Source organism: Butyricimonas sp. Marseille-P3923 (genome assembly GCF_900184685.1).
In the GTDB taxonomy this organism is placed as follows: Bacteria; Bacteroidota; Bacteroidia; order Bacteroidales; family Marinifilaceae; genus Butyricimonas; species Butyricimonas muris.
Window position 1 is genome coordinate 205108 of the sequence record NZ_FXXL01000007.1, and the last position, 18089, is coordinate 223196.

Annotated in this window: 17 protein-coding genes; 9 read left to right on the plus strand and 8 right to left on the minus strand. The window is 46.8% G+C overall.

Features of this window, described 5'->3' with window-relative positions:
• Positions 1–54 precede the first annotated feature (54 nt).
• The 9 genes from priA (at position 55) to CS948_RS12350 (ending at position 11748) form a co-directional block, all read left to right on the plus strand.
• The gene (priA, locus tag CS948_RS12310; protein ID WP_099292033.1) at positions 55–2511 is read left to right on the plus strand and encodes a primosomal protein N'; all 2457 of its coding nucleotides are present in this window, start codon (positions 55–57) and stop codon (positions 2509–2511) included.
• A 369-nt stretch (positions 2512–2880) separates the two neighbouring features.
• Positions 2881–3873: a MoxR family ATPase gene (locus tag CS948_RS12315; RefSeq protein ID WP_099292034.1), complete on the plus strand. Its 993-nt coding sequence runs from the start codon at positions 2881–2883 to the stop codon at positions 3871–3873.
• 174 nt (positions 3874–4047) lie between these two features.
• Positions 4048–4926 carry a DUF58 domain-containing protein gene (locus tag CS948_RS12320; protein ID WP_099292035.1) on the plus strand — a complete coding sequence of 293 codons (879 nt, stop codon included), beginning with the start codon at positions 4048–4050 and terminating at the stop codon, positions 4924–4926.
• Between the two features lie 26 nt (positions 4927–4952).
• Positions 4953–5990: a BatD family protein gene (locus CS948_RS12325; RefSeq protein ID WP_255301998.1), complete on the plus strand. Its 1038-nt coding sequence runs from the start codon at positions 4953–4955 to the stop codon at positions 5988–5990.
• 74 nt (positions 5991–6064) lie between these two features.
• Positions 6065–7057, plus strand: coding sequence for a VWA domain-containing protein (locus tag CS948_RS12330; protein ID WP_099292036.1), 993 nt, complete (start codon positions 6065–6067; stop codon positions 7055–7057).
• Positions 7058–7206: 149 nt separating this feature from the next.
• Positions 7207–8259, plus strand: coding sequence for a VWA domain-containing protein (locus tag CS948_RS12335; RefSeq protein WP_099292037.1), 1053 nt, complete (start codon positions 7207–7209; stop codon positions 8257–8259).
• A gap of 12 nt (positions 8260–8271) precedes the next feature.
• On the plus strand, positions 8272–9078 hold the full coding sequence (locus CS948_RS12340) for a tetratricopeptide repeat protein (RefSeq protein ID WP_099292038.1): 807 nt from the start codon (positions 8272–8274) through the stop codon (positions 9076–9078).
• A 50-nt stretch (positions 9079–9128) separates the two neighbouring features.
• Positions 9129–10958, plus strand: coding sequence for a BatD family protein (locus tag CS948_RS12345; RefSeq protein ID WP_255301999.1), 1830 nt, complete (start codon positions 9129–9131; stop codon positions 10956–10958).
• A gap of 34 nt (positions 10959–10992) precedes the next feature.
• Positions 10993–11748, plus strand: coding sequence for a tetratricopeptide repeat protein (locus CS948_RS12350; RefSeq protein WP_255302000.1), 756 nt, complete (start codon positions 10993–10995; stop codon positions 11746–11748).
• A 70-nt stretch (positions 11749–11818) separates the two neighbouring features.
• On the opposite strand, the gene CS948_RS12355 is transcribed toward CS948_RS12350, so the two are convergent.
• The 8 genes from CS948_RS12355 to CS948_RS12385 form a co-directional block, all read right to left on the minus strand.
• A complete protein-coding gene (locus CS948_RS12355; RefSeq protein WP_099292040.1) occupies positions 11819–12568 on the minus strand; it encodes a LytTR family DNA-binding domain-containing protein in 750 nt (249 codons plus the stop codon).
• Positions 12569–12575: 7 nt separating this feature from the next.
• The gene (locus CS948_RS12360; protein ID WP_099292041.1) at positions 12576–13598 is read right to left on the minus strand and encodes a sensor histidine kinase; all 1023 of its coding nucleotides are present in this window, start codon (positions 13596–13598) and stop codon (positions 12576–12578) included.
• 131 nt (positions 13599–13729) lie between these two features.
• Positions 13730–14128 (minus strand): NAD(+) diphosphatase, encoded by a 399-nt coding sequence (locus CS948_RS21780; protein WP_218014303.1) that lies wholly within the window; start codon positions 14126–14128, stop codon positions 13730–13732.
• A gap of 61 nt (positions 14129–14189) precedes the next feature.
• Positions 14190–14597 carry an NADH pyrophosphatase zinc ribbon domain-containing protein gene (locus tag CS948_RS21785; RefSeq protein WP_218014304.1) on the minus strand — a complete coding sequence of 136 codons (408 nt, stop codon included), beginning with the start codon at positions 14595–14597 and terminating at the stop codon, positions 14190–14192.
• A 116-nt stretch (positions 14598–14713) separates the two neighbouring features.
• Positions 14714–15262: a hypothetical protein gene (locus CS948_RS12370; RefSeq protein WP_099292042.1), complete on the minus strand. Its 549-nt coding sequence runs from the start codon at positions 15260–15262 to the stop codon at positions 14714–14716.
• A gap of 11 nt (positions 15263–15273) precedes the next feature.
• Positions 15274–16485 (minus strand): DUF4857 domain-containing protein, encoded by a 1212-nt coding sequence (locus CS948_RS12375; protein ID WP_176555042.1) that lies wholly within the window; start codon positions 16483–16485, stop codon positions 15274–15276.
• A 20-nt stretch (positions 16486–16505) separates the two neighbouring features.
• Complete coding sequence (locus CS948_RS21690; protein ID WP_176555043.1) at positions 16506–17174, minus strand: hypothetical protein; 669 nt, start codon at positions 17172–17174, stop codon at positions 16506–16508.
• 22 nt (positions 17175–17196) lie between these two features.
• Positions 17197–18081 carry an ABC transporter ATP-binding protein gene (locus tag CS948_RS12385; RefSeq protein WP_099292045.1) on the minus strand — a complete coding sequence of 295 codons (885 nt, stop codon included), beginning with the start codon at positions 18079–18081 and terminating at the stop codon, positions 17197–17199.
• Between the last annotated feature and the right edge of the window lie 8 nt (positions 18082–18089).

Sequence of the window (18089 nt, forward strand, 5' to 3'; positions counted from 1 at the left end):
GTTGGTGATTTAAATCATAAATCGTAAATCATAAATCGTAAATCATAAATTATTTTGTTGTTCGCTGACGTCATCATCCCTTTGGGAGTGGAGAATTTTTTTACTTATTCGGTACCGACGGAATACGAGGGAACGGTAGCGGTAGGGGGGCTTGTTGTCGTTTCGTTCGTGAAGAATAAGCGTTACACGGGGGTTGTTTACGCGTTGCATTCCAACCCGCCCGTGGGATTCGAGACACGTCCGATAGAGCGGGTGATCGAGGAGGGATTCGCTCTTTCCGCTTCTCATTTGAAGTTTTTGTTGTGGTTGAGCGAATATTATATGGCTCCGCCGGGAGAGGTGACACGGGCGGCGTTGCCTGTCGCCATGCGTTTGGAGAGTTACACGAGTCTTTGTCTTGCCGCGGATTGGCAGGAAGATGGAACGGGAGGGGTAGAATTGAGTCCGATGGAACGGGAGGTGATCGGGGTATTCCGACAGAACGGGGAAATTTGCATGGCGGAGGTGGAAAAGTTATTGCGACGGAAAGACGTGTACGTGGCGGTGCGTTCGTTGTTGGAGCAAGGGATTATTCAAGTGAAAGAGTCCGTGGATGATTTGTTCAAACCTAAATTGGAACGGTTGGTGTGTTGGGCGAGAGCGTTTTCGGGGGAAGAGTTGGGGGAGATCATGGATTCGTTGAAACGGGCGAAGGCGCAACAGAAGATGTTGTGTGACTGGATTATGTATTGCGACGAGCATCACACGGATTCGTTGCCTAAGGCGGAGTTTACCGGCGTGATCGGTAATTCGACGGCGGCGTTGAAGGGATTGTGCGAGAGGGGGGTGTTGGAAGTCGCGACAATAGAGGTAAGCCGTTTGGATAGCACGGGGGAGGAGGTGCAGGAGATGCATGCCTTGTCGGGAGAGCAGGAACGGGCATTGGAACAAGTGCGGGGGCATTTCAAGGAGAGGGACTGCGTGTTGTTGCAAGGGGTGACTTCCTCGGGAAAGACGGAGGTGTATATACATTTAATAGAGGAAACGATTCGGCAGGGGAAGCAAGTGTTGTATCTTTTGCCGGAGATTGCTTTGACGGTACAGATCGTGAAACGGTTGAGGCGGGTGTTCGGCGACCGGGTGGGGGTATACCATTCGGGAATGACGGACAGTGCCCGTGCCGAGATGTGGCGCAGGCAGAACGGGGAGAATCCTTATCCCGTGGTACTCGGGGTACGTTCTTCTATTTTCCTGCCTTACCGGAATTTGGGATTGGTTATTATCGACGAGGAGCACGAGGCTTCTTACAAGCAGAAAGAACCCGCTCCCCGTTATCATGGCAGGGACGCGGCTATCATGCTCGGCAAGATGAACGGGGCGAAGATATTGCTGGGTTCTGCCACGCCTTCGTTCGAGAGTTACCAGAATGCTATGAGCGGTAAATACGGTTTCGTGGAGTTGACCACCCGTTTCGGGGAGGTTATGATGCCTGAATTGATGTTCGTGGACGTGAAAGAATATCGCCGGAAGAAAATGATGAAAGGGAGTTTTACTCCCGTGTTGTACGAGGAGATGAAGCGGGTGCTGGAGAGGGGTATGCAGGTAATTCTGTTCCAGAATAGGCGGGGGTATTCCACTTTTTTGCAGTGTAACCATTGCGGGGCTATTTTAAAATGCAAGCATTGTGATGTAAGCATGACTTATTATCGTTTCCGGAATACGCTGAATTGCCATTATTGCGGGAGCTTGCGTCCGGTGCCGACTGTTTGCGAGGAGTGCGGTCAGGGACATTACGTGAATCGCACGCCGGGGACGGAGCGAATCGAGGAGGAGGTGAAACAGTATTTCCCGGAGGCACGCGTGGCACGCATGGATTTGGAGGTGATGAGCAACAAGGTGAAATTTCGTGCTTTGATTGAAGAGTTCGAGGCGGGGAATCTGGATATATTAATCGGGACGCAAATGGTTTCGAAGGGATTGGATTTCGAGCGGGTGAAATTGGTGGGAGTTATGGATGCCGACAGTTTGGTCAGTTTTCCCGATTTCCGAGCCGAGGAACGGGCTTACGATATGTTGATGCAGGTAAGTGGTCGTAGCGGTCGGAAAGGGGAACAGGGGAAAGTGGTTATTCAAGTTGCCGACCGGGAGAACCGGGTGTACCGGTTGGTGGAAAAAGGGAGTTTCCACGGGTTCTATTCTTTCTTGTCACGGGAACGGGAGATGTTTCATTATCCGCCCTTTTCCCGGTTAATCCAGATAGAATTAAGGCACGTGAACGAGTATTCTTTGCGTAATGCCGCGAATGAATTAGCCCGAAAGTTACGGGAACGATTGGAACGTCGGGTATGTGGTCCGGCGGAGCCGGAAGTGGCAAGGGTGCGGAAAATGTACCGTATACAAGTGCTGATCAAGGCGGAGCAGGGGCTTTCGTTGTCGAAATTGAAGACTTTTATCCGGCAGAAGTGTGACGAGTTATTGAAAGGGGAGTCCGGCAAGGGATTGAAAGTTTATTTTGACGTGGATCCATTATAATCTGAAGGCAAATAGGCAGATTTCTACTTATTGTTAAGTGAACGGAAGGGAGAATTGAGCTGATTTTTGAAGTTTGATTGTTAATTAATGTGCTAGTAGAACAAGTCAAATGTTAAAAATATAATCGTATATCGGTAATAATCCGTAATTTAAGACGAGATTAGAAATTATTTGGGAAAACCTTAAAATTTGCATTAACATTATTTAGTATCCTTGATTTTAACATTTGCCGGAATAATACCTATTTTTGGAAAAACAGAAACGAGGGAAGAGAAGTAAAAAAAACTCTTTTCCGTGAAGTTTGAAACCGAGGTGATAATTTTGACGTTAAAATGTAGTATTAATAAATCAAATATAAAAATCAATGATATGAATACGGTTGATATCAAAGCATTGAACGAGCGCATACAACAAGAGAGTTCTTTTGTCGATATGATTACGATGGAGATGAACAAGGTGATTGTAGGACAGAAGCATCTTGTGGAGGGACTTATGATCGGTATGCTTTCTAACGGGCATATTTTGTTGGAAGGTGTTCCGGGGTTGGCGAAAACCTTGGCGATTAATACCCTTGCCAATATTATTAACGCTAAATTCAGTCGAATCCAGTTTACCCCGGATTTGTTGCCTGCCGACGTGGTGGGTACGATGATTTACTCCCAGAAGAAAGAGGAGTTCGTGGTGAAGAAAGGTCCGATTTTCGCTAACTTTATTCTGGCGGATGAGATTAACCGTGCCCCGGCAAAAGTGCAATCCGCTTTGTTGGAAGCGATGCAGGAGCGTCAGGTGACGATAGGCGATATGACTTATAAACTGGATGAGCCTTTCTTGGTAATGGCAACACAGAACCCGATAGAGCAAGAGGGTACTTATCCGCTGCCGGAAGCTCAAGTTGACCGTTTCATGTTGAAAGTGGTGATCGACTACCCGAAGAAAGACGAAGAGAAACTGATCGTTCGGCAGAATCTGGAAAAGACGTTCCCGGTAGCCAATACCATTTTGCAACCGGAGGATATTTTGCGTGCCCGTGAGGTCGTGAAAGAAGTTTATCTGGACGAGAAGATCGAGAAATATATCGTGGATATCGTGTTCGCTACCCGTTACCCGCAAGAACACGGTTTGGAGAAATTTGTTTCCATGATCGCTTACGGTGCTTCACCTCGTGCAAGTATCAGTTTGGCGAAAGCGGCTCAAGCTTACGCGTTTATCAAACGCCGCGGGTACGTGATTCCGGAGGATGTTCGTGCCGTTTGTCACGACGTGTTGCGCCACCGTATCGGGTTGAGTTACGAGGCAGAAGCCAACAGCCTGACCAGCGAGGACATTATCAGCGAGATTTTGAACACGGTTGAAGTACCTTAGAAATTGAAAATTGAAAATTGAAAATTGAAAATTGAAAATGACATGTTTTCAATCTGAGATTTTCAATTTGATGGCGAGAGAGTTTAGAATTGAGTTAGAATTTAGAGTGAAAAAGCGTTAGTCTTGTGCGGTTGGAATCTAAAATCTAAAATCTATAAATCTAAAATTATTAAGGTGGAGACTTCAGATTTATTAAAACGTGTTAGGCAGATCGAGATAAAGACGCGGGGGTTGTCAAGCAATATCTTTGCCGGCGAGTACCACACGGCTTTCAAGGGACGGGGTATGACCTTCAGCGAGGTGCGGGCGTACCAGTACGGGGATGATATCCGCAGTATAGACTGGAACGTGACCGCCCGTTACAATCATCCTTACGTGAAGATATTCGAGGAGGAGCGCGAATTGACGGTGATGTTGCTGATTGACGTGAGTGCCTCGCGTAATTTCGGAACGGTTTCGAAATTGAAGAAGAACCAGATCACGGAGATCGCTGCCGTGTTGGCATTCTCGGCTATCCAGAATAACGATAAGATCGGGGTAATCTTTTTCTCGGATCAGATAGAGAAGTTTATCCCGCCCAAAAAAGGGCGTACGCATATCCTGCATATTATCCGCGAACTGGTGGATTTCTACCCGGAACGCAAGCAGACCAATATCGCGATGGCTTTGCAATACTTGACGAACGCAATCAAAAAGCGTTGTACTTGTTTTCTGATTTCCGATTTTATGGATGAACATGATTTTGAACATCCTTTGATTATCGCGAACAAAAAGCATGATGTCGTGGCTTTGCAATTGTATGATCGTCGGGAAAAGGTGTTGCCGCCGGTGGGGTTAATGTACTTGACGGATGCCGAAACGGGAGAGAGCGTGTGGGTGGATACTTCCGACAAGAAGGTTCGTGACCAATTTGAGGCGTACGCTTTGGAACGGGATAAAGAACTGGACAGGATATTCAAACATTCCGGGGTGGATATGGCATCTATCAGTGCGGATGAAGATTACGTGAGATCATTGATAGCATTGTTCAAGAGAAGAGGGGCTGGGTATTAATTGAAACTGAAAATGGAGAATTGAAAATGAAAAATAGGGTTGTTCTATTCGTAATATTGCTACTGTACGGTATCGGGGGATTGAAAGCTCAAAGCCGGGAATACGCGGCGGAGCTTGATACCAATTATATCATGATCGGTGACCAGATCAATTTCAGAATGAAGGTAAAGGCTGAACCGGGATTGAAGATCGTGTTTCCTCAATTGAAAGATACTCTGGCAAAAGGTGTGGAAATTATTTCCGGACCTGTTCGGGATTCTATCAAAGAGAAAGACGGACGGATACTCGTGCAGGAAAGTTACGTGATCACGTCTTTCGATTCGGGAGTGTTCATGATTCCGCCTATGCCTATCGAGATACAGCAGGAAAGTTATAACAACACGCTACGAACCGACCCGTTGGAGTTGATAGTGAATACTTTCGTGGTCGATCCGCAGAAAGGGAATTTCGACATCGTGATGCCTTTGGCTGCCCCGTGGACGTTCGCGGAGATACTGCCTTATTTATTATGGACTCTATTGGGTGTCGTGGTAATCCTGTTGGTAATTTGGATTATCAAGGTGCGGAAATCACGCAAGTCTCTCTTCGGGCACGAGAAACCGGCTATACCGCCTTACGTGCTTGCCATGAAGGCTTTGGAAGAGATCAAGAAGGAGAAGTTATGGCAAAGTGGTAAGACAAAAGAATATTACACGCAGTTGACTGATACGATTCGGAACTATTTGGACGGTGAGTTGGGTATTTCGGCGATGGAGCAAACTTCTTTCGAGACTTTACAGGCTTTGGAGAAGTGCGAAAAGGTGAATGCCAAACAGCGGGATAAGTTGGCGGATATGTTCGAAACTGCCGATTACGTGAAGTTTGCCAAGGCGGAACCGTTACAGGACGAGAACGTGCGTAACTTGGATATCGCTTATGATTTCGTGCAGGAAACGAATGACACGATCCGGGAAGAGAAAGAAAAAGAACGTCTGGAACGGGAGTTGAAAGAGCAACAGGAGAGAGAGGCGGCGGAAAAAGCAGCGGCGGAAGCGGCAAAGAGTGAAGAGGAGAAAAAGAATTAATTTACGATTTATGATTTTTGATTTATGATTCTCAGAATCTAAAATCAAGAAATCTAAAATTTAAAATAGAAAATATGTTTGGATATGAATTTGCAAACCCCGAATACTTTTGGTTATTGTTGGTACTGGTGCCAATGATTATCTGGTATATTTTTAAGGAGAAGCAGTCGCATGCCGATATGAAATTTTCTTCTATTCGGGTGTTCAAGCTGATGAAACGGGGAAACCGGATTTGGTTGCGTCACCTGTTGTTTGTGGCTCGGGTGTTCGCTATCGTTTTTCTGGTATTTGCTTTAGCCAGACCACAGTCCAGTTCGAGTTGGCAAACGTATAATAGTGAAGGTATAGATATCATGTTGGCATTGGATATTTCCGGTAGTATGTTGGCTCGGGACTTTACTCCCGACCGATTGGAAGCCGCGAAAGAAGTTGCCACGAAGTTCATACTGGAACGTCCCCAAGACCGGATCGGGTTGGTGGTATTCAGTGGAGAGAGTTTCACGCAGAGTCCCTTGACGACGGATCAGGCGGTGTTGGTTAACGTGATGAAAGATATTGAAAGCGGGATGATCGAGGACGGAACGGCTATCGGTCTGGGATTGGCAAATGCCGTGAATCGTTTGAAAGACAGCAAAGCGAAATCCAAGGTGGTTATTCTTTTGACCGACGGTATCAATAATCGGGGGGCTATTGCACCGATGACGGCGGCGGAATTGGCGAAGACCTTTGGTATCCGGGTGTACACGATAGGTGTCGGTTCGCTGGGAGAGGCTCCTTATCCCGTGCAAACTCCTTTCGGCGTGCAGTTACAACGGATGCCGGTGGAGATTGACGAAGATATTTTGACTCAGATAGCCGATATGACTGGAGGTAAGTATTTCCGTGCCACGGATAACAAGAAACTGGAGCAGATATATAAGGAAATAGATCAATTGGAGAAAAGCAAAGTGGAGGTGAAGCATTTCAGCCGCAAGAACGAACACTTCTTCTATTTTGCCTTGATTGGAGCTTTATTGCTGATACTGGAAGCGTTAGGCAGATACACGTTATTGAGGAAAATTCCTTGATTTTAAATTTTAGATTTTAGATTTTAAATTTGGAAATGCAGGTTTAATCTAAGGTCTGAAAGTGAAAATGAAAATATAGAGATTGGAGAGGGACATGGAAAGTCATCAATCTAAAATCTAAAATTATTAAATCTAAAATTGAAAGGGTTATGTTTAGGTTTGCACATCCTGATTTATTATACTTACTGTTAGTAATTCCTTTGCTGATCGTGTTTTACGTGGTGGCTAGGATACGCAAGAAAAAGGCGATAGCGGAATTTGGGAATCCGGAATTGTTGGCAACGTTGATGCCTCTGCAATCGCCCAAGCGGGCGACGTGGAAATTCGTGATGGTATTGTTCGCGTTGTTCTTTGTTATTCTTGGAGTTGCCGCACCCCAATTCGGTTCCAAGTTACAACAAGTAAAGAAAGAAGGTGTCGAATTGATTATCGCGTTGGATGTGTCCAATTCCATGCTGGCACAGGATATAAAGCCCAGCCGGTTGGATGCGGCTAAACAGGCTATTTCCCGTATGGTGGAGAAATTGAGCGACGATAAGGTCGGGTTGATCGTGTTCGCCGGGGATGCATACGTGCAACTGCCGATCACGACGGATTATTCTTCTGCTAAATTATTCTTGTCGGGTATCAATACGGACATCGTTCCGATTCAAGGAACGGCGATCGGGACAGCGATAGATCTGGCAGCCAAGTCATTTACCCCGGACACGGAAGCGTCGAAAGCCATTATCGTGATCACGGACGGGGAGAATCACGAGGATGATGCTGTTGCGGCGGCAAAGGCGGCCCGGGAGAAAGGGATTTACGTCCACACGATCGGGATGGGATTGGCGCAAGGTGCTCCGGTTCCCGAAAAGGGTAACCCCGGTCAGTACATGAGAGACGGGAGCGGCAATCCGGTGATCTCCAAGTTGGATGAAGATATGTTGAAAGCGATTGCCAAAGCGGGAGAAGGTATTTTCGTCCGTGCAAGTAATTCTAACGTGGGATTGAACACGTTGCTGGACGAGATAAACCGGATGGATAAGACTTTGCTGGAAGAACGGGTTTTTGCAGATTACGCCGATAAGTACCAGTATTTTTTGATTATGGCTTTGATTTTCGTGTTATTGGATTTCATGATATTGGGACGCAAGAACAAAAACTTCTTGAAAATTAATATCTTCGGTACGGAAGAAAAGCGTGTTGAAAGTAAACATTAAAATGAGCGTGTTATGATGAAAGTTTTAATGACAATGATATTCGCGGTGCTGGTAAGTTTGCCGGTATGGGCGCAACAGGAACGGAAATTTATTCGCGGAGGAAATGATTTGTTTAAAGATCAGGATTTCGAGAAAGCGGAGGTGGAATATCGTAAGGCGTTGGACATGGAGGTGAAGTCTTACGAGGGAGCCTTTAATCTGGGAGATGCTTTGTACAAGCAAAAGAAATATGACGAAGCCTTGCAGCAATTCCAATCTTTGGCTCAAAACGAAAAGAACAAGGAAAAACTGGGCGAGTTGTACCACAATATCGGGAATACCCTTTTGTCCATGAATAAGTTGGACGAAAGTATTGAGGCTTACAAGCAATCGCTGAGGAATCGTCCTAATTCTCAAGAAACCAAATATAATCTGGAATTTGCCCGCAAGATGAAGCAGGAACAAGAAAACCAAGACCAGAACAAGGATCAAAACAAGGATCAGAATAAAGACCAGAACCAAGACCAAAATAAGGATCAGAATCAAGATCAACAAAACAAGGATCAACAGGATCAAAATAAAGATCAACAGGATAAAGATCAAAACAAAGATCAGCAAGACCAGAATAAGGATCAACAAAATAAAGACCAGCAAAACAAAGATCAGCAGGATAAGAAGGAGCAGCAACAACAGCAGCAGCAACCTAAAATATCCAAAGAGGATGCCGAGCGTTTGCTGGAGGCTTTAGGGGAAGACGAGAAGAAGACGCAGGAAAAAGTACAAAAAGATAAAGCTCAGGCACAGAAAGCGAAAAAGATGAAGATTGAAAAGAATTGGTAACTTCGCAGTACGTGTCAAAGGGTATAACAGAATAAAAAGAATAAACAAAGATGAGGTCATTAATTATAGCATTATTGTTATGTGTTATAGGGGGGACAAAGGTATTTGCCCAAAAGACGACATTCGAGGTTTCGGCACCTTCCGTGGTGGAAGTCGGGGAGCAATTCAGACTTTCCTACACGTTGAACAAGCAAGGTGAGAATTTGCAGGTTCCGACGTTAAAAGGATTCGATCTGCTGGCAGGTCCCTCGTTAAGTACTTCGATGAGTTTCTCCAATATAAACGGTAAAATGGAGCAAAGCTCACAGTTTACTTACACGTACGTGTTGGAGGCACGAGAGGAGGGTGAATACACGATAGAGCCCGCGACAATCACCATTGACGGGAAGGAACATAAATCAGAGGCTATAAAAATTAAGGTGATCAAAGGCTCCGGGAACACTCAAGGAAACACGAATGGCGGAAACCGGGGAACCACTCAACAGCGGGAAGAGCGGGGGAGTGCTTCAATAAAGAAAGATGATTTGTTTTTGAAGGTAGAGGTATCCCGTAAGTCTTTGTACGTGGGCGAGAGCTTGGAATTGACATTGAAAGTGTATTCCCGTGTGAATCTGGCGGATTTGCAATGGAAGAAGATTCCTGCTTTTGACGGATTCATGACCGAGGAGAAAAAGATACAACAGATCAGGTTGAACCGGGAAGAGTATAATGGTAAGATTTACGATCAGGCGGGAGTATTGCAGCAATTGATTCTGTTCCCGCAACACGCCGGAACTTTGACGATCGACCCGTATGAGATTGTTTGTTTGATTCGGCAGCGTACCACGGGGCGCTCCGGTAGTATATTTGACGATTTCTTCGGGGGATACCGGGATGTGCGGGTACTCTGCGAGAGTGAGCCGGTAAATATTACCGTGAAGAGTCTGCCGGAAACCGGGAAGCCTCTGGGCTTTAGCGGTATGGTCGGGACTCTTTCCATGAACACGTCTATATCTGCCGATACATTGCGGGCAAATGATGCGTTGACTTATAAAGTGGTTTTGCGGGGGAACGGGAATATGAAATTATTGAACGCGCCCAAGATTAATTTCCCGCACGACTTTGACGTGTATGATCCGAAGATCACGAAAGATGTTACCGGGACTTCCGGGACGGTTACTTACGAGTACATCGTGATACCCCGTTACGCGGGTGAATACAAGATTCCTGCCGTGCAATATTCTTATTTCGATCCGAAGTCGAGTACCTACAAGATGTTGAAAGGGGATGAATACACGATTCGTGTGGCGAAAGGGAATGAGGCAAGTTCCAACGCGGGAGAAGCGGCATTACAGTCGTTCAAAAAAGAAGATGTACGCGTGTTGGGACAGGATATCCGTTATATTAAGTCCGGTAAGAGTGACTTGCGTCCGAAAGGGATACAGTATTTCGCGACGATGTCCTATTGGTTGAGTTTTATCATACCTTTCGTGTTGTTTGTGATCGGAATGATACTGAACCGTCGCCGGATTAAAGCGAATGCCGATTTGGTACGCGTGAAGAGTAAGACGGCAAACAAAATGGCTCAGAAGCGTTTGAGAGCTGCCGCGGTTGCCATGAGAGCGGGTAATTCCGAACTCTTCTATCAAGAAGTTTTGAACGCGATGTGGGGATACGTCAGCTATAAATTGAATATAGCGGCTTCCGAATTGAACCGGGATAATATTAACGATCATTTGACTCGTCGAGGGGCGGATGCGGCTTTGATACAAGGATTTATAGATGTACTTGATCATTGTGAATATGCCCGTTACGCTCCCGGGGCGAACCAAGGGGAGGAAATGGATAAGGTATACAAGGATAGTATATCCATTATCACGAAGTTGGATAAAGCGATTTAGGCAATTGAAAATGTACAATTGAAAATTGAAAATGATGAAGAAGGTATATATAATTTTGGTTTTGCTGTTATCCGGTATTGTTGCGTTTGCCACTGATACCAAGGCTTTGGAAGACGAGGCGACAAAGATGTATCAAGAAGGGAATTACCAGAAAGCGATAGATTTGTATAACGAGATTCTGGCTGATGACATGGAGTCGGCTTCCGTGTATTATAACTTGGGAAACTGTTATTACAAGTTGGGGGAGATCGCTCTGTCCATTTTGAATTACGAACGGGCTTTATTGCTCAACCCCGGGGATAAAGACGCCAAGTATAATCTAAAACTGGCACAACAGGCCACGGTGGATAATATCAAGGTTCTGCCGGAATTGTTTCTTGTACGTTGGTATAATGCGTTCGTGACCGCTTTCACGGCTGATCTGTGGGCTTATATTTCCGTGGCTCTTTTTATCGGTTTTCTGATCATGGCGGCATTGTTCTTCTACGCGACATCCGTCTCTTTAAAGAAGAGTTGGTTTACCGTGGGAGTGATCCTGCTGCTCATGTCGATCATGACGATATTTTTTGCCTCGAAACAATATCATCGTATGACCAACAGGGATAGCGGTATAATCATGACTCCCAGCGTGGTGGTTCGCGGTGCTCCCGACAGTAGCGGAACGGAATTGTTTGTCGTCCACGAGGGATTGAAAGTACAGGTTCTCGGTTCTTTGGGCGAATGGTACAACGTGCGTCTGGCCGACGGAAACGAGGGATGGGTTACTAAAGCCGATTTGGAAAAGATATAGAGATAACTACTCGTAGAAAATGATTTCAGCAAAAGGATTGTTCATTTATTTTGAACAATCCTTTTGTTTTTTAGCTGACGAGCCAAGATTTGAATTCGGAAGCTTTGTTTTTGCTGATATATATGCGTTCGGGGACTTCCGTGTCGAGGGTAACGAGTAGACGGTTGTCGAACCAGATGGTGATGTTCGTGACGCTGTCTTTTGCCACGATGAATTGTTTATTTGCCCGGGTGAAATGTGCCGGGTCGAGAGTGGTGATGATCTGTTCCAGTGTTTTGGAATAAGGGTATTTGTTTCCGTCTTTCAAGTAGATGCAGGTGTTTTTGTCTGTCGTGTAGAAGCAGGCGACGTCACGCAGGTTGACGGGGAGTAGCTTGTCCTTGTGTGGAATTAATAATCGATCTTGGTATTTCGGGGATACAGTGAGTTGGGTTAGTTGTGCGAGGTATTGCACGATGTCTTGGCGGGTGAGTTTACTGTATTTGTCAAGAGCATGGCGGATGTCTTCGACTTTTACCGGTTTCAACAGGTAGTCGATGCTGTTTACGCGGAAAGCCTCGATGGCGTATTGGTCGTAGGCAGTGGTGAAAACAATCGGGGTTTCCACGGTGATTTTGTCGAAGATGGCGAATGCAGAGCCGTCGGAGAGGTGGATGTCCATGAAGATCAGGTCGGGTGACGGGTTGGATTGCAGCCAGTGGACGGTTTGCGTGACACTTTCCGTATTACCGGCGATCCGGATACCGGGGTTTACACTCGTGATGATGTCGGCGAGGTTCTCGTAAGCGGCGGTTTCGTCTTCTACAATCAATACTCTCATAGCAATGTCATTTTAATGGGAGGCAGACACGGAATGTTTCGCTGTCCTGTTCTACCCGGATATGTTGATTCATTAATAATTCAAAGCGTTTTCTAAGATTATTGAGTCCCGTTCCGTTCGTGTCGGGCGGGGTTAATTTCGGGTACACGGGATTGGTGATAACCAGTTCCCCGTTTTCGGTAAGACGGATGGAGATCGTCATTTTGTACTCGCTGTCGATGCGGTTGTGTACGATGACGTTTTCCACTATCGGGAGCAGGGAGAGTACCGGTAGTACCAGCGTGTCTTTCTGTCGTTCATCCACGTCGATGGAGAATACCAGTTTGTTGGCGAAACGTACCTCCATGACATACCGGAAGGATTGTATGAATTCGAGTTCCTCACGCAGGGAAACGAGTCCCTTGTGATCGCTTTGCAGGATATAGCGGAAGATGTCCGACAATTGATTGACGTAGGTCAATGTTTTTTCATCATCTTTTTTGCGGATGAGGGAGGATATGCCGTTCAACGAGTTGAAGAAGAAGTGCGGGTTGATCTGGTTCGCGAGGGCGTCACAGCGGCTTTGCAGGTTCTCGAAGCGCAAGCGCTCGATTTCGTTCTCTTTTTCACGCTGTTTAGAGTAGAGCATGGAGATATATCCGACCACGGTACACAGGACACAGGTCACGGAGAACTGGGAGATCAGCGTGCTGCCCCGGAAGTCCGTGCGGATGCCGAAACGGGATACCGTGTACGAGATTCCCAGAAAGACGAGGTAAACAGCCAGCGTGACGAGAAAGGTACGTCCCAAACGCTGACGGAATGCTGCCGTGGGTAACGTTCGTAGGTTGTAGCGTATCAACCAAGCTATCAACCCCCAGAAGAATAATAAACGGTAAATAAAGTAGGTGAAATACAGCGGGTAACTCTCTGCCGGCATCATGTTGATTTCCCACGGAAGGCAGGAGAGGTTGGGATATATGATGAAAATCGCACAGATCAGACTGATTAGCGGCAGTTTTCGGGATATGTAGAGGTCAAAAGCATCCATAGTCATATTTTTTGTCGTTACAAAGAAAAAGAAAATAATTGAACCTTGCTCTTTCGGGAGAAGTAAAACGAAAAAAGAGGGAGGGAAAGCGAAAAAGGTTCGCCTGCAACTTGCAACTCGCCGCAGGCGAACTAATTGTTGTTTCTGAAATATTCGATCATTTCGCTCGTGAGGCTGATGTCCGATTCGTTGGCGGGGATTTCCCGGCGGGGGAACCATTCAGCGACGGCGAGTTCGTCTTTGTCTAGGGTGATGTGGTCATTTCCCTCGACTTCTGCGAAGAAGCCCATGAGTAGGGTGTCGGAGAATGCCCAAGGTTGACTTTTGTAGTATTTGAGGTTTTTGACGTGCAGTCCGACTTCTTCCATGACTTCCCGGCGTACGGTTTCTTCCACGGATTCGCCTATTTCGGTGAATCCGGCGAGGAGGGCGTATCTCGTGTATTCGCGGTTGGCGTATTTGGATAACAGTATTTTGTCGCCGTTTGTGACGGCAACGATCACGGCGGGCATGATCTTGGGGTATTCCATGTTCCCGCATTTTTCACAATGCATCATGCGTTCTTTGTCGTGGCGCATTTTTCACAATGCATCAGCGTTCTTTGTCGTGGGCAGACATTTTTGCCCCGCAATGACTGCAAAAACGATGGTTGTCGTACCACTTGTGCAAGCTGTAAGCGGTGATTCCGGCGAAAGCGGAATGACGGGGAAAGGCTTTTCTGAACACGGAGATATCGACTAAACGGAACTCGCCTTGTTCCTCGGCAGGTCGGTCTATCCAATAGAATCGGTCATCATCTATGGAGAACAGGTAGGTGGCGGATTGGAAAAGTGTGTCCGTGTCACCTCTCAACTCGCTGAAGCGGGGGAAACGTATGGCACCGTTTTGCTCGTGCAGGAGAACTGTACGGTTATTGAAACAGAGGGCGAAGTCTGTTGTTTCGGGTTTGCGATTGGAATAGGCGTTTGAGAATGTATGTGGTGCGATGTCCTGTATCATGGTGTTATACGCTGAGTTTTGAATAACTATTTATAGGGGACAAAGGTAGGATAAAAAGAGAGGATGTCAAAAGTACAACAGACTTTTGACATCCTCTCTTTTTATGCGATTTTAAACTACTTTACAATATCGTAGTCGATGCCTTCGACGTAGTAAATGACGTAGGCGTCTTTGTTGTTTTTCTTCATCCATTCGCGCATTTTGAGGATGCTGTTTTTCTCTGAATCGCAGTGAGCCTCGTCTTTTTCACCTTTGGCTTCTTCTTCTTTCAGTTCTTTTTCCCATTTGTCGATGTATTCTTTCGAGAAGCGTTGTTCTTTAAGAACACCGGTTACTGCGATCTCGGAATTGACTAATTCCCGGTTGAAGGATTTGATGTTGCCACCGACTTCTACGCGGATCGTGGTTTCGTCCGTGGGGTCGGAGATGAAGCAACGGCGTCTGGAGTGGGAGCAGGTGTGCTTCACGGGGCCTTGGAAGACAATGGTGTCATTGACACGTTGGTCAGCCACGGCGAGGAGATCATTGACTTTTAATGCTTTCTCGGTAATGTTCGTGGTTTGCTTTTGTGCATCGGCTTGGGTGTTCTTGGGTTTGCTTTTGCATGAAACGATAGAACAAGCGGCGATGCCAGTAGCGATGATTATAAGTGTTGATTTCTTCATGATGATATAATTTAGTTTTTAATTTTTGCTATAAGGCAAACGGTGATAAAACCCGCTACGCCCGTGAACAGGGAGATGACGGCTGCCGTGTATTTCGCGTAAGGTTTTTGACGGCGGTAGAGGGCGAGTGTTATGATTGCCAGCAAAGCGCCGAGTCCTAGGGCTGTGAAATGGTAAGCCGATACGCGGGGATAGATGTAGCTGTTGGAGCTGTCGCCGAACCCCACGGTAAAGGGAAAGAGGTAAGGAGATACCTTGTCCCACGTCGAGGGAGTGGCGGGGCGATAGAGGTCTGCCACTTGCTTCATCGTGCCGTTTTCCAAGGCATAGGTGTATTCGCCCGAGGGTGATTCCTTGACAACTGTCCAATAGAACATATTTGCCATGACGGATATGCGGTCGATGTCCGGGTTGATGCCTTCCAGTACCTTCACGAGGCGGTAACCGTCGGTGGAGAGATAATAGAGGGTGCCGTCCGTGTCGTACAGGAAGCCGTAGAGGCTCCGGTTTTCCATTTCCTTGGGGAACATGGCGAGCGTTTTGATGCTTGTTCCGACTTTCGTGTCCTTGACGAAAGGTTTGCCGTTTGTCATCTTCACGTGGAAGAGGTTATTGCGGTTGTCGAGTACGAAATAACCTTCGTCGTATGATTTCATACAGGAGGGGATGCCCGCCACCCATTGTGCGGGTGCAGAGAATCCGGCTGCATCGAGGGCTTGCTGGAAGCGGGCGGATTTCTCTTCGTTCACCCGGTTCGTTTCCATGTCGATAAATTCGATACGCTCTTTCAGACGGAACATGTCGTTGGGGTTTTCGAGGTCTACTTTCCCGGAACATGACTCGAACATGGGGTATAGTTCGATCACGGGTGTGTTTTTGTCCTTGGGCTTGTACCAGAAGAAAAAGTTATTGCGCGCGATCGCCTGTAAATCCACGGGAACCCCTTGAATGGAGTCGGGCAAGGCGTTTTCCATTGCCAATTGCCGGTAATAGAACATGGGGAGTACCCGGTTGAATTCAGCGTCCGTGTACGAGTTGCCGTCGAGGTCCTTGCCCATGAGGCATTCGTCAGCGGGATCGATGTAACAGAATTGGTTAATCATGGAGCTGTAATACGTGAACGGGTAACGGACAGAGGAGTCCGTGGTGAGTTGCACGAGTGACGGGATGATCCATGATAAAAGGAATATGGAAAGCCCGATATATAGTATCTTTATTTTCATGTTTTCTTGATGTTTGATCGTTATTGCATACCCTGTTTGAATCGGCGGATGGATATCTTCGGAAACAGGAACAGGATTATGATTGCCCCGCACAGGTAGGGAAGCATGGGGGTGAACGCTCCCGGTACGCCTTCCGTGATGAAGAGCGAGAGGAGGAGCAGGGCGATAATCGCATTGCAGATGCGCTGTAACCACGTGGGTTCGAGTATAATCCAAGCGGTGAGCAGGTAGGCTGCCAGACCTGCCAGCATGTGCGGGAGTGTGGTAGAGAACCATGCCCCGATGACTTCACGGGGGAAGTTGAGGGATAGTCCCCAGAAAAAACAACCGTAGCAGACGGCGAAGGCGAGGAGTAACGCTGTAAACCCGTACGCCAGCATCAAGAAGATGATACGGTTTTCGCCCAAGGGGAGATGCAAGGTCAGTTTGAAGCGTTTCTTTACCATTTCCGGTATGAATTGCGCTATGCCGAGGATGATGCCCGCCAGCAGGGGAAACATTTTCAATTGATCGAGAAGTACAACGTTCTTCTGGATAAATACTTCCCAGAGGTGGGGTATACCCACGTTGCGGGAGGCGCTGGATATACGCAGGGCGATGTATGCCATGCCCAACGCGAATACCGCGAAGATGAGCAGGAGTATCCAGCGGGTTTTGATCCACTCTTTAAAAAGTAGTGCTTTATTCATGATCTTGATGTCGTTTTAGTGATTAATATTTCCCGGTCAACCCGATGAACGCGTCTTCTAGGGTTAGTTCTTCCATCTGCAAGCCGGGGAGTTCCGTTCCTCGCGGGACGAGTATTTCTCGGACTTTGTCGGCGGGTTCGAAAGAATAAGTTGTCCATAAGCCGTTGACTTTCTCCGTGTTCCACAGGGCGTCGTGTTTCGCGGGGGATTGCCCGTCGGGAAGCGAGAAACGGAAACGGTGGAAGTTATCCATGATTTCGCGTGTCGGTTTGTGTATCAACAAGCGTCCGTAGTCGAGGATGATACAGTCGTCGATCAGGAGTTCCATGTCTTGAATGATATGCGACGTGAGGAAGATGGTCTTGTCGCCTTTTGCGGCGAAGTCTTTGAGGTATTCGACAAAGAGGCGGCGATAACCGGGATCGAGTCCCATGGAGAAGTCATCGAGGATGAGCAGTTTCGGGTCTTGGGCGAAAAGAAGTCCCAGTGCCACTTGCGAACGCTGACCGCATGACATGTGGTTGATCTTCTGGTGAGGAACCACGTTCAGTTTCTCCATGAGTTCGTAGAATGCCTCTTTTTTCCAGTTGGGAAAGAAGGCGCTGTAATATTTTTCAATCTGTTCTATCGTGAAATAAGAATGTTGGACGTGTCCTTCCAGCAATAACCCGATTTTAGCTTTAGTGGCGGGAGTGAGGTGGTTCATGTTTTCCCCGAGGAGAAAACACTCTCCCGACCGGGGTTGTAGGTAACCGTTGAGGATGTTGATGATCGTGGTTTTCCCGGTACCGTTTTTCCCGAGTAATCCCAACACCTTTCCTTTCTCGACGTCGAAACTCAAGTTCTCGTAAATGAGTTTCTCGCCGTAGTAGTGGGTGATGTTTTTACATTCAATGACTTTTTCCATGTAGTTGT